Annotated in this window: 5 protein-coding genes; 4 read left to right on the forward strand and 1 reads right to left on the reverse strand. The window is 59.1% G+C overall.

The window, feature by feature from the left end; all coding sequences use genetic code 11:
• The first annotated feature begins 450 nt into the window (after positions 1 to 450).
• Both B071_RS0101585 and B071_RS0101590 read left to right on the forward strand, forming a co-directional pair.
• A complete protein-coding gene (locus B071_RS0101585; RefSeq protein WP_157702971.1) occupies positions 451 to 1,425 on the forward strand; it encodes an Rpn family recombination-promoting nuclease/putative transposase in 975 nt (324 codons plus the stop codon).
• A 778-nt stretch (positions 1,426 to 2,203) separates the two neighbouring features.
• Positions 2,204 to 9,511 (forward strand): FlgD immunoglobulin-like domain containing protein, encoded by a 7,308-nt coding sequence (locus B071_RS0101590; RefSeq protein ID WP_157702972.1) that lies wholly within the window; start codon positions 2,204 to 2,206, stop codon positions 9,509 to 9,511.
• Between the two features lie 1,359 nt (positions 9,512 to 10,870).
• On the opposite strand, the gene B071_RS0101600 is transcribed toward B071_RS0101590, so the two are convergent.
• Positions 10,871 to 12,169, reverse strand: coding sequence for a DEAD/DEAH box helicase (locus B071_RS0101600; protein ID WP_018525353.1), 1,299 nt, complete (start codon positions 12,167 to 12,169; stop codon positions 10,871 to 10,873).
• 466 nt (positions 12,170 to 12,635) lie between these two features.
• Between B071_RS0101600 and B071_RS0101605 the strand changes: the two genes are divergently transcribed.
• Positions 12,636 to 12,905 carry an amphi-Trp domain-containing protein gene (locus B071_RS0101605; RefSeq protein WP_018525354.1) on the forward strand — a complete coding sequence of 90 codons (270 nt, stop codon included), beginning with the start codon at positions 12,636 to 12,638 and terminating at the stop codon, positions 12,903 to 12,905.
• Positions 12,906 to 13,023: 118 nt separating this feature from the next.
• The gene (locus B071_RS0101610) at positions 13,024 to 14,184 is read left to right on the forward strand and encodes an ROK family transcriptional regulator (protein ID WP_018525355.1); all 1,161 of its coding nucleotides are present in this window, start codon (positions 13,024 to 13,026) and stop codon (positions 14,182 to 14,184) included.
• Positions 14,185 to 14,263 lie beyond the last annotated feature (79 nt).

Raw genomic sequence — 14,263 nt, forward strand, 5'->3', positions numbered from 1 at the left:
AGAACTACGGCCGTTCCGGCCCGCTGGAGACGCTACCGCTCTATGCACTACAGCACCTGGCGCGCATCTGAGTAATCAGACATGTCCTGGGCGCCTGCCCCGTTCCGGGGCACCGGGCTTTGCGGGGGTTCCGTCCGGCGGCGGCGCCGCCGGACCGCACGCGCGTCGCTGGCCTGGCGGCCACCGCCCCGCGGCGCCCCTCCAATCCCTGGCGCGGTGGGACGGATCAGGGCCAAAAGTGCCCCCCCGGGAGAGCTGGTGGCGCTTGCCTCCGCGGCGTATGACCACACACCCTGGCTCTTCACGTTTCTGAAGGAGATCCCGCCGTCTCAATCGACCTCCAGCTCCACCGCCGGCGGGCCACAACAATGGAGCCGGTCTGCCGGATAAGCGTGAAGAACTTTCACCTCCCGCACAAGCACCGTGGTCCGTGAGCCCTGTATGCAGGGTATGAACCTGACAGAAAACACCAACCAGGGCTCTGCCCACGTCACCAAAGAGACAGCCCGCCAGGNACCTCACAGCCCGGACAGGNCCCGCCGGTCGGTCCCCCTCACCTCGGACTTCGTCTTCAAGTACGTCTTTGGCTCTGAGCACAGCACGGAGATNCTGANAAGNCTTCTCTCGGCGGTGCAGGAGGACGCAGGCTACCCGGCGGTGGCCACAGTGCAGATCACCAACCCCTTCAACCAGAAGGACTATGCCGGGGACAAGCTCTCGGTGGTGGACGTAAAGGCCACGGACGTCACCGGAGCGATCTACACGATGGAAGCGCAGGCAAACTACCACGAGGCGTTCTCCTCCCGGGCGCTGTACTATTGGGCTCGCAGCTACGGCAGACAGCTTGCGGAATCGGAGATCTACAGTCGTCTTCAGCCTGTGGTGGGGGTCAACGTGATGGGTTTCCGGCTCTTTCCTGAAGCAGCAGGAGCCCCTCTTCATACCGCCTTTCGGGCGTGCTGTCCCGAGGCACCGCAGCTGGTGGCGCTCACGGACTTTATGATCCACTTTATCGAGCTNCCCCGGTTTACCGGCCGTGACGTACTACCCTCGACGGCATTTGGCCGGTGGATGTACTATATTACGTACCGGGGAGAGGAGGGGATTATGGAAGATCCGATCATGAAGGCGATCCTGGAGGACACATCGGAGATCAGGCAGGCCGAGAAACGGTACGGAGCATTCGTGGCCGACGCGGAGCTGCAGGACCGGCTTGAGGCACGGGACAAGTTTCGGCGCACCCATCTGCAGCTGCTGCACGATGCGGAGCAGAAAGGCAAAGCCGAAGGGAAAGCCGAAGGGAAAGAGGAAGGTCGGATTGAGGAGCGCCGGGAGACCGCGCGCAAACTCAAATCCAGAAACATGCCGATAGCCGAGATAGCGGAAATCACGGACCTCTCAGAGGAAGAAATTCGGCAGTTGTGAGCCCGGTTCTCGGGGCAGGGTTTCCTGGGGTGGGCTTTGGGACATCGCGCTTTCCGGGGTCAGGCCGTTGCCTGCGCACCCGGCGCCTTCGGCGCAAAAAACAAAAGAGGCGGAACCCTCGGGCAAGGGCTTGCCCTGCACCGCCGGGTCGCATCATATCGGCAACGGCGAAATCCCTTCCCTCCAGCACAGATTCCGCCAGCTGGTGCCGATATACATATCCTGAGAGACCATTTCGCTGTAGAAGGCCAGCTTGGCCTGCGATATATTTGAAAGAAGTGTACCCGGAATCGTGGCCACAGGCCTGCGCCACAATAGAGTCAGGGACTTTCTGTTTCGAGGGGAGTTTGTGATCCGCACTATCCGTTCAGGCTTGCAATCAAGAAAACATCTCTTCACACTCCCCTGCACACGTCCGGGTTCATGCCTGAAAGTATTCCGGACCCTCTCTTTCCTTGGAATATTTTCCTGTATCTCCCTGCTACCTGTCTGGACATTTGGGCAGCAGGAAGATCAGCACGATCCGGACAACTGGCTTCAAGTGGTAGGGCAGCCAGNGTTGGGCTCGTCATCAATAGCCAATGTCGTTTTCTTTGAGGTGCCGGTTGCCACAGCAGTATCGACACTCTATTTTGGCGTCCGTGATCCTGGTTTTGCAGGTGATGGNCCCAATCAGGGAGNGGGGGGGACCGATCACTATCTCATTGGCGGGGCTGGGACACTGAGTGACTCCAAGTCACGTCGTCGTTNCTACCTCGGCAGCGCCGAGGATGCTCGGGTGGGTGTCGAGTATGGCCACATAACGCAGGAAGCAGGTGAAGGATGGCACTATTTTCCGGGGGTATCCCCTTCCCAGGGGGAGCGGATTGGCAACCGGTATTACTTCAAAATTGTCACCATTGCTGAGGNAGNNACANATCAGAAAAATGCCTATCAACTCGATGTCTCAATGACGACTGATGGCAATCCTACAGGGGTAGGCGGTGTACGAGCCTTTGCGTATTCCTGGACAATTAACGTATCTCGTGCGGGTGACACGGGTGATAATGCCCGGAAGTGGAACTTTTATCCCTTTGTCCCCGATGGTGANAGCGGACGCCACCTGGTAATCAGCAATTTTGATTTTGATCAGGGAGGAGACCTTAACACCACCGGGGAGGCCAGAACGATAGAAGATTTTCAAGGGGTACCACAAACAATAGTTGTACAGCCTTCCGGGAACGATGAGGCCCGGAACACCAGCATTGAGATTGCTGAGGGAAACGATAACCAGACTTGGCATGTCAGGTACACATCCACGAATGCGGCCGGAGGTGCTTTGGCCGTTCTGACCGGGCAAGTATGGCACTGGGGGCGCGATGAAGCACCGGAAGGTATCAACGACCTCCCCGAGGATTCTGATTTATATCGGACCTACATGGTGCCATACCAGCCGGAGCCTCCCGATCACGTTTCAGTCACAGTTCTCAACGCAAACGTGAAAGCGGAGGGTGTCGGGAGAGTCATCCTGCAGCTCGTCGACGCCGAAGGCAACCCCGTTCCGTATCGGCGAAATGTCTACGTTCTGGCAGAAGCAACCAACGGAGCTAATCCCGAAGTACATGCTGTCAGTCAGGGACAGTTCGACGAAAACAAAGCCGTTGTTACTACGAACGCCGACGGGCTCGCTTTTGTGGACATTACGAGTCCGAATGCCGGGGACGTTCTGATCACCGTGAACACCGACGATCCGCCGGAAAATATCGGTGGATTAGAGCGCGATCTCCTCACAAACGAACAGCCGAACGAAACCGGCGAAATGGCCTTTACCGCGCTCGAACCGCCAACGTTGAGCTCTGACTCCAACAGTACGCTCGAGATTAATTCTATCGGTGAAGGACTTGCGGGTATTGTGATTACCGAAGTCGAAGCGGGAAATATCACAGTAGGTGGCAATATCCGAATCCTTCTACCCGAGGAATTGGTAGGATCATCGTTCTATACGACCGCCACTGTGAATGCCGTTGTTACTGGAACCGGCACGGTCGGCGACGTGTCATATGAGAATCACAACGGCGGTACAAACANCGTTTTAGTTATCCCAGTGACGGCCGACTTTGGTACCGGCGACGAACTCACAATAACCGGAGTTGCTGTCAACACCGGGACCGTGGAAGCATCCGGACGCCTGCGGCTTTCGTTCGATGGGGGGACAACGTACCCAATCCAGGACGGCAAGGTCATCTCCGTTGTCGACAGCACTGTTAATCGTTGGCGCGGGACAGAGAGCGAATCCTGGAACGATGGTAACAACTGGAGTCTGGGCGCCGTACCCATCGCCGGCAACAATGTTGTCATTCCCGCCACGACAACCCAACCAGTGCTGGTCGAAAACACTCCAAGTCTGGCATCGATAACCGTTGAATCCGGGGCGGTATTGGATCTCGACGGCAATACGCTCAATACAACCACTCTGATCAACAATGGACGTATTACCGGGGTGACGAGTTGGACCGGTCCGCAGATCGGTGGTTTGATCGAGTCCGGCGATCAGGACCTTGGGTTCGATAATCCGCTGGAATTGACTGCGAACACCGTGATTGACAGCGGAACAGGAACAATAACGTTTGGTACGGACGCGACGATTAACGGTGCGTACAACCTGACACTGGTGTCCGATGGAAATAAAACGCTCGGTAGCGTGATCGGCGATGTCAACGGACCGAGTTCTTTATACGTTGTCGGTCCAGTTACCAGTGTGGCAACATTCAGCGCTGCATCCTATACCATGACCGGCAATACTACGGTCATCAGTACACCCGCAGTTTACACAACGGATACAACGATATCTGATCCTAACAGCATCACCTATGAAAGTACTGTATCAATTGACAGCGATGTAACGCTGACTCTTGAAACGCCCCAATTAGAGTTTCAAGACACCGTTAACGGCGAAGGTATTTTAGCATTGCAACCGTACGAAACACCGGGAACACTGGAAATAACCGGTGCGGGCAATATGGAGCAAGAAGGTGGGCTGATTTTTGGAACGAGCGCTGAACACACAATCGCGATTGTCGGTTCGGAATTAACATATACGGAAGCCGATACAACCCTATCCGGCAGACTGCAAACCTCCAACCAGGGAATAGAACTGGCGGCGGTGATTCTCAATGAGGCGTCCACGATTGAAACCGGGGGAGGTCAGCTAACAACCGGATCGGTAAGCGGGGCCCGGGCCCTGACGGTGGATGCGGGAGAAGGTTCAGTAACTTTTACCGGAGCGGTGGGAGCCACGCCCTTGGCGAGCCTGACGGTGACACGATCGGGAGCCTTAAGCTTTGATGATGCTCTGACGGTAAGCGGAGCCCTGGTGCAGACCAATGCAGCCACGGGGCCCACGACCTTTGGCGGAGCGGTGAGTGTGGGCTCTGCGACCTTGCGAGGAACGAGTTACGCCATCAACGATAGTTTCACTAGTGCTGAAGCGGTGAGTGTGACCAACAGCGATGTACTGACCAAGGCGGCAGCCGGTGGGGCGATTAGCCTGACGGAAGCTGGTGCGGGGTTCAGTACGGCGGGAACCAGTGGCAGTGTGAACCTGGCAGCAGGGATCACGACGACAAACGGGAATATTAACATTGGTGGAGATGATGGGAACCTGGAGATCGCCGAAGGGGTGGCCTTGACCCTGGACAGTGGTGCTGCAGGGGGCAACATCAGTGTGGCTGGAACCACCAATGGAACAGCTTTAGGCGATCCAGAAACCCTGACCCTTGAGGCCGGCACAGGCAATGTGACCTTGACGGGNATTGTTGGTGGAGTCGAGCCCCTGGGAACCCTGACAGTGGGCAGCGCGGCCACAGCGGAGTTTGGAGCCTCTGTGACTACTACAGGAGGCCAGCTGGTGACGGCCACGATGATTCGAACGGCCGGAACGCACGAGGCTACTGCTGATGGCAGTTCGATTACGTTTACGGGAGACCTTTCCCTTGACGCAGACACGGAGCTGAACGCAGCGACTGGAGCTGGGAATGTTGAGATTACCGGCACGGTGGACGGGGATTTTGCCGACACGAATAACTACAGTCTGACGATCGACGCGGGAGCGGGCCGTGTGGTGTTTGGGGGTGAGATCGGAACCGACACGTTAACGGCGCTGGGAAGTTTAAGTGTGACCAGTATGAATGTAGCCGTGAATGCGATTGAGCTTCGTAGTGCACGGACGACCGGAGCGGCACCGGGTACGCAGATATACACGGGGAACGTGGAGCTGCAGGCGGACACTCAACTAACGACAGAAAATGCTGATATAACGGTTGCCGGCACGATTAACGCCGATCTTGCCGCCAATAACCGCGTTCTCGATTTCGACGTCGGTACGGGCAGCGTNGTTCTCGATAACGCCGTGGGGAACAACGAGGCGTTGGCCTACATCAGATTTTTCTCTGCGGGTGGCATTACCGGAGACGACGAGGTTGACTTGAGACACCAGGACGTATACATAGACGCTCCTGATTCCATAATCGTCTTGGGCCAAGACGTGCGTGTCCGACGGTTGATCTTCTATCGCGGAACATTGAATCTCGATGGGAAAACTCTAGCGACACACAAAACTGATGACGATGAAGGTTCCGGTGACTTTGTGGTTTTTGGTGGCAATTATGATCCATTGGATGCGGACCGTGCTGTAACAGCCGCCAACAACAATTTTTTTGCGTATCCGGGGTTTTACATCGAATATGGTGGAGAAGAGCCAGCGCATACGGTTGGAGGAAATGGGTATACACTAGCTACTGGGATTTTCGATACTGCCCCTTCTGCTACTTTCGCACTACTGGACGAGGGTACTATTACCGTCGGTGGTAACTTCTATGTTAACGGTGCTGACCTGAATGCTGGGGGTGTCTGGAATCTCAATGTACAAGCCAATAGCGATGCCAGCCCCTTGGAGACAGGTAGTTCTCCNTTCGGGTCACCCTATGCGGTCTTCTTCAACGGCAATGTGGCCTATTCCCAAGTGACCGGTGGCCGGATTGCCGCTGCATCGCCTTCCAACGGCCACCTAAACCACAATGTAACCGCTGACGACCATCCGGTAGCGCTCCCGGCGCTGCCGGCGTTCTCTCTCCCGTTCGATCCGCCCCTGCCGCCGGAAACTACCAATACGGATTTCCGCAGGGACACTCCAGACTACGGTTGGGTCTTTACTGCCCCGTATTTGGCCTATGCCCAGACGGTGCGAGACGACATCATCCGGCTGACTTTCTCCGAACCGGTGCGTAACGCTAACAATGAGATTAGCCACCAAGTGGCTGCTTTTGCCGCCACAAACATGACCACCGATGGTGGTGGCGATCGGTTGATCGAAGCATTGGTGGATATCAGCGCTACTCCGGACGCGATGCCCTTTACCTTCGAAACTACTGATGATAAGGGCGATTTGATCACTTTTTATCTTCGAACGGATGGTGAACGATGGGCCACCGATGCCACCGGTACCAACCCTTCCGTGAGCGGAGCGGGATTTGACCGTAACGGCGTTAGATGGGATGACGCGACCAAAGATGGCGGCGTTATCCCGGATATCGGCTGGATAAAGGGAGCATTCTACAGCGCCGCGGCAAACATTCCGGTGGTCAACTACGGTAACAACGAGGACAGTGGATCTAACGTCTTCCCACGTTTTACCGACACCACCGACGAGGCGGGTCCCGTCCTCTATCGTGTCGAGTACGGCCGGGCTCGACACAACAACCCCGCAACAGCGTTTTACGACGCGCACAACTACTTCCACCTGTACTGGTCCGAACCGGTGAACATTGGTGAGGATCCCGCGTTCAGTGCCGCAAACGCAGGAAATGCAGATGCTGCGGAAAACGTCCGCAGTGAACTCGCCGTTGGTGATGCAGGCGGCTGGGGAGGTGATATCCGCAGCACCGGAGGCGCAGGGAGCGACGTTCTTGTGGATGGATACTTTCGTTTCTCTGTGCTCGCGGAAGCCGGCCCGATTGCGCGCGGCGCCCGGGTGGGGAACGCTTCTTCAAATTCACTCTTTCGTGGGGACGCAACGACAAGCGCCAACGGGGGCGTTCCCATTCCATTCACTCATCCCGAACAGGAACTGCGCATATTTCTCTCCGGCTACAACGAGGGCCCCAACCCCGCAGACGTTCTCTTTCCTGGCTGGCACGCGAACGTGCCCGACCCATCCGATGCCACTACCGTTCAAACAGAGGAGAATCAGAACATCGTCGATCTTGAAGGGAATCAGGTCGATTTTCAGATATCACCCACAGCATTTGTGGCGGACCCTGCCGGGACGGAACCTGCGCCGAATCACGCTGATCCATGGTTAAATACATGGGACGTCGACCCGCCCCGGTTCAGCAGCTACAACGAGGGCGGTACGGTTTTCGAGATCGTGGCGATCACGGACCCCGTGACGAACCTCATCAACCGTCTGGAGTTCCACGTCCTGGACAACAGCGCAATAGACTACGCAAATGCACCGCATCCTTATGCAAATCTACCGCATCCTACAGACAATCCCCAAGAGGATGGTTTTTGGGATCCCCAGAATACCTCCAGCGTACCTCTGCCGAGCTCCCTGACCCACACCAATACCCGTCACAACGAGGGAATCCGGGAGAGCACCTGGAACCACGAAGCCTTTACCATCGGTGAGGCCGGGTCCGAAACCTTTCCCGTAGCACCGCTGGAGATGGTGAGGGACGTAAACAACTCCCTCTTCGGCGAGGGAATCAACGTGCGGGACGACTCCTACTTCGCCCTGCGCATTCCCGAGGGGGGCGGAGATAACAGAAACTGGGGGCTCCTGACCGATCTGGAGGTCCGCTACAATCAAAACGAGGCTTTCACTACCGATCTCGCCGGGAACCTCCTGCCGAGCTTTGGCTTTGACGGAGTGCCTGCCATGCGCGTGATCCAGCGCGTCCCCCCCCGGATGCAGCTTGTGCTGGGCCGCGCCGGTGGGCGGGAACTCTACGTCAAGTTCAACGAGCCCGTCATCGGCCCGGGGGACACAGAGATCACCCGCCAGGCCTTCCGGGTTCGTCGCGAGGGAGGGGACTGGGAGACCCCCGCAGGGCTCGATGTGCTCAGGNCCGGNGAAGGCAACTCAGTCTGGGAGGTGCGTCTCCGTCTGGACGCGACAGAGCCCGCCCTGGCAGCCAAGGATTTTCTCGCCGGCANAATCGCCCCCAGCGGGACTTCTGGGCACCTGATCCAGGACCGCTCGGGGAACGCCATGCCCCCCGAGGATACACGACGGTTGAGNGATCTCCTCCTGGGCGTGGTGGAGCCCCTGTGGGCAACGGACTCTCTGGGGATAAACGACGCGGGCCAGGGAACCTTCCGNACCCTTCGGGAGTTCGATGGTCACCAGGAGCTCTCCCGCACGGATATCACGCTTCAGGCCAGACTCCATACCGANCCCCCCTACGAGGGGATCCCCCTGCGNCTGATTGTCGACGCCGATGTTCCTGCGTCCCGGAAGTGGGGAGCTGCCGGGGAAGCGGGCCAGTTCTGGATGCCCGAGCTCCTGCCCGGCCTGATCGACCCCGGTGTGGAGGGGGGTGTTCCTCCCCACACGGGAGCGATGGAGATCGTCCCCTACGACGTGGACGGCACGTTACGGACCTTCCGGATTCCCGGTTCATCGGGGCCCGTCTCGTCGGGCCAGGAGCTGGAGTTCCTCTTCCGGGCAGGGGGAGTCGGCGCGGCGCGTCTTCTGGATCCCGAGGATCTCCTCTCCCTCGCACCCTGGCGGATCGCCCTGGGCACGGGGTTTATCGCCCAGCGCGCCAACGTCACTATCCTGAACAATGTGATCTATCCCGAGGCGGGGGAAAGTACCGTCCTGGTCTACGAGCTCTCGCGGCCGGGGATGGTGACGGTCCAGGTCTTCTCCCTGGACGGGAGCCTCATTCGGACGCTCCAGCGCGGCCGTCAGGGCCGGGGAACCTTCCGGCTTGCCTGGGACGGGCGAAACAACAGTAATCAGATTGTGGCTCGGGGAATCTACTTCATCCGCGTGGTTGCGCCCGGGGTGGACGAGTACCGGAAGGTTCTCATCGCGAAGTGATTCCTAGGGCGACCAGTAGAGCCGGGGTGCCGCCACCAGCACCGATCCCGCGTCCAGGTAGCGTGGATCGCCGGAGTAACCGGGCTCCACCACCAGAAAAAAGGCCGTCTCCCCGGGCTGTACCTGGAAGGGCACATTCACTCCAGAAAAGGTCCACTCGAGTCGTTGCCATTCGTCGTNGTCCACGGGAAGCTCCTTCTTCTCCGCAGCTGCACCGGCAGGAAGGNCAGCGGCCGATNCGGCCTGGACCAGTCCCGCCGAGATAAATCGGGCGGGGAACCGGTTTCTTCCGTCCACAGGATCGTTCACGGTGGGGTCCTTTCTCACGTAGAGATGGAACCTGAAAGATCCCTCTCCCACGAGATCGGGGCGCCCCTCCTGGCTGTAGGGTACTTCCAGGACCAGATAGTGGGGCTGCTCCCGGACAAAGCGGATGTTGTCAAAGACCCCCTGGATCCGGTCCTGGTCCAGCGGGGTTGATACCGAGTTGAAGGAGAAGTACTGCGGAGTTCCCGCGATGCGGTTCAGGGTATTGGAGTTCTCCGGTTGGGCTTTGCCGTCGTCCCCGGTGAGGGAGTTGCCCGGAAAGGAGTAGATCCGATAATCGCCGGGGTCTTGGGGCTGGAGGAGCCATTTTTTTTGAAGGGGGTCATCGGTTCCCGGGGCGTTATTGTTCAGCTCCAGCCGGAACTGGTCGCTCTCCAGGCGGTAATCCAGGTGAAAGGCGTAGGATACGTCCTCGCCCTGGGGAACGTCTTGAGGAAATCCGTCTGTCAGGGCCTCTTCCAGATCTGCGGCGTAGCGGGCAGCGGCGCCGTCGAAGTTCAGCCCCAGCGACCGCACGCCCCCGATGGGGTCCAGAGAGATCGTGTCATCCGGCTCTTCTACCACCAGGGAGGGGTTCGCCGCCGGATCATCCGTCGCGCTCCACCAGCTACCGCCGGGCAAGCCGGGCAAACTGTCNTCTTCAAAATCACCGTTCCGAAAGAGGTTCGGCACCTCCAGGCGGTACACCGCCTCGTCGGGAACGGCCCCTGGCGGTGCGACCCCTCCCGGAGCTCCCGGATCGGGAAGTCTCTCCCAGCGGAGGAAATCCACCGCTCCCCCTGTCTCCACGGTGAGTCCGGGCATGGGAACCCAGGGGCTCCCATCCGGGTCCTNGCTGCCGAAGCTCTGGTTTACCAAGAGGTCGACACCCCTGAAGTCGCTCCAGTCCGTGCCGGGAGAATCCCAGGGACAGGACGAGAGGATCAGGAGTACCGCCCCCGCCGCAAGAGCTACGGTCAAAGGGGCAGGAGAAGAAGGCCGATACATCACACTACATAATATATCGGCGAAAAGAGAAAAAATCTAACGGGNTCAGCTCGCCTGCCNCAAGGGCCGTGGACCCTGGGGCCGGCCCGGCCGGGATCGGGAGCCCTGGGGCTTGCGGAAGTTTCGGCCGCCCCGGTTGCCACCACCCTGCCCGGGTCCCCTGGAGGGACGGTCCCGGCGGGTCGCCGCCGTGGCGATCGATGTGGAATGAAAGGGATGGTCGGCAAAAACGGGGATCACCTGTTTCAGGGCCCGCTGGATCAGGGAGAGACAGTTCAGCTCCGTCTCGTCGCAGAGCGAGAGGGCGATACCCGATTTCCCCGCCCGGGCGGTCCGCCCGATGCGGTGGACGTAGCTCTCGGACTCATTGGGCAACTCGTAGTTGATCACGTGGTCGATATCCTTCACATCGATACCCCGGGATGCCACGTCGGTGGCTACCAGCACCTGCACGCGTCCCCGGTCAAAGTTTGCCAGTGCCCTGGACCGGGCGTTCTGGCTCTTGTCGCCGTGGATGTCGTCCGAGGGGATCCCGTTCTTGGAGAGGTGCTTCGCCAGGTCCCGGGCCCGGTGCTTTGTCCGGGTAAAGACCAGGGCGCGAAAGCAGCCCCCCTCGGAGAGGATCATCTTCAGGGCGTCCTTTTTCTCCTCGCGGGAGACAAAGAGCACCTTCTGGTCGATGTCGGGGTCGCTGGACCGGTCAGACTCCACGCTGATCCGCACCGGATCCCGAAGGAGCTGGTCTGCCAGCTGGGCAACGGGGCCGGGAACGGTGGCGGAGAAAAAGAGGGCCTGCCGTTTTTCGGGAAGCTCCTTGATAATCCGTTTTACGTCGGGGATGAATCCCATATCGAGCATCCGGTCGGCCTCGTCCAGGACGATCATCTGAATCTCCTTGAGGGTAATGAAGCCGTCGNTCATGAGGTCCAGGAGACGTCCCGGGGTGGCCACGGCGATATCAACGCCCCGCCGGAGCGCGTTGATCTGGCCCGACTTGCTCACACCGCCGTAGATCACGACCGTGCTCAGACGCAGGGGCCTGCCAAAGGTGGCGAGCACCGAGGCGATCTGTCCGGCCAGCTCGCGGGTAGGGGCCAGGATAAGCGCCCGGGGCGCGCCGCGGCGGGGCCTGCTCTCTTCTTCAGCGAGTCGGCTCAGCAGGGGCAGCGCAAAGGCGGCTGTCTTTCCACTACCGGTCTGGGCCGAGGCAAGAATGTCGTGCCCCTTGAGTACGGGGGGAATGGCCTGGGCCTGGATGGGGGTGGGGGTCTCGAAGTTGTTTGCCTGGAGTGCTTTCTCCAGTCCGCTCTGCAGACCGAGATCGGAAAATGATATCTGGTTCATGGGAATGTCCTTTCGCTCGCAGCGTCCTGGCGTGCACAATCCTCTTCCCGGGAGATCCTGTGGCGCCCCGGGACATCGCTTCGCCTGGAGTGGCGGGCAGATCTGTCCTGCGCGGAGGGAGTTCCTGGGCAGCGGTACAACCGGAGGCCGGGCCGAATAATAATGTGAGAAGATGTGGACTGTGCTGCGATCCACGTATGGTACGACGGGAAGCAGGTAAACAGGACAACTGATCGCGCCGCTTCGAAGCGGCGGGCCTGCATCAAGCGGGGGCTGATGCAACGGTTCCACCGGGCGCGGAGGGATCTCTTCGTTAAACTGGGGGAATCCTACCGGAATGGATTGTCCCCGTCAAGACCCTCGTGGGTGGTCCTGGCCAGAGTGCCCAGGGGCCCGCTTCCCGGCTTTACCAGTGGAGCCTTGAGGGGTACAGTAAGGAAGATCATCACAGGAGGTTTCGGTTATCATGAAAATCACGTTGTTCAAGGGAAAAGAGATTCAGAGTCGCAGTGAAGCCGCTGACTTCTTTCGGCAGATCGCCGAACGGATCGAATCCGGTCAGGTTGTACTGGGAAGCGGAACCCGGGAGGTTTCGCTGGAGATCCCCGAAACGGTGAAACTCGAGGTGGAGATCGATCAAAAGCGGAAAGATTCCCGGGGCCCTCGCCACAAAATGGAGGTGGAACTCACCTGGTACGAGGGGGAACAGTCAAATCGGGGGGTAGAAATTCGCTAAACCCTTGATTGTGTGGGGCCAGTAGATAATACTCCTGGAGAGGGTTCTCTTCCTGTACAGAATAGAACCCTTTGTGGTACCCTGTGTATATTTTTATTTACAGGAAGAAAAAAGCAATATGCACCATCCCCTGCGAAGTTACGACATCAGGCAGAGCAATGAAAAGCTTGTTCTGAAAATGCTCTTCGAGCACCGGTCGATCTCCCAGTCTCACATTGTGCACCAGACGGGGCTCAAGGCCCCCACGGTGTACCGTATCTTCTCAAAGCTGGAGAACGCCGGGTTTATCGAGCCCTGCCGAACCGAAGACGTCCCTGAGGAGATGGTCCCGCCCGAGCGCAAGGGGCGGCGGCCCAGCTTCTATCGCGTTGTTTCCACCAGCGCCTACGCCCTGGGCATCGATTTTTCGAGTCTGGGCGTGGCAGTGATCCTGGTGGATTTCCGCAATACCGTGATCTTTCGGGAAAACCAGGAGTTCACCGCCGGTCCCGATCGGGGGCAGATCCTCACGGTGATAGAGAAGATGGTCCGGCGTGCCCTGGACAAGACGGGAATCGCCACGGAATCGATTCTGGGGATCGCCCTGGCTGCCCCGGGGGTGGTGAACACCGAGGAGGGCCGTGTTCGGGAGTATCCCCGGATAGCCGATCTGGAGGGGTTTCCCCTGGGAGAGCACTTCAGCGCGATCTTTGGTGTTCCCGTCTATGTCCACAACAACGCCACGGTGATCGCTTCCAGTGCCTTCCGCTACGGTGCTGCCCGCGATACCGGCAGCCTTCTGGCGCTGCTGGTCCGTTCCGGCATCGGCGGAGCCCTGATCAATCAGGGGGAGATCTTCCTGAGCGGAGCTTCTACGGCTTTGGAGGTGGGGCGTACCACCCTGGAGGCCGGTTCGTGGGAGGATCTGGCCGGGGACAGGCGACCCCTGGAGGCCCGGGTTGCCGAGATTCCCCTGTTACAGCGCCTGCAGGAACGGTTCTCGCTCTCCAGCTGGATCGAGGCGGGACAACGACTCTCCNTGGAAGAGGTAGAGCAGGTCCTGCAGGAGGAGCAGCTCCTCTTTGGGGCGACTCTGCGGAACATGGTGCATCTTCTGGATCCCGAGGCGGTGCTGATCATGTCCCGGTTTCGGCTTCTTTCGGATTTTCTGGCCCGGGCCGCCGAGCGTGCCGTGCCGCACAAGAAGGTGATCTCCCTGGTCTACGATCCGGTTCAGGCCTGTTACGGCGCAACCGATATCGTCTTTCAGCAGTTTTTCCGGGTCGTTCCCGGCGAGTAGAGAGGCGGTACGCGGTACGGAGAGAAGGTCGGCAGGCAGGTGGCCCTGGTAAAAAGAGGCCCCTGGCAGGCAGGTGGCC

Origin of the sequence: Alkalispirochaeta alkalica DSM 8900 (genome assembly GCF_000373545.1) — a bacterium.
GTDB classification, from domain to species: domain Bacteria; phylum Spirochaetota; class Spirochaetia; order DSM-27196; family Alkalispirochaetaceae; genus Alkalispirochaeta; species Alkalispirochaeta alkalica.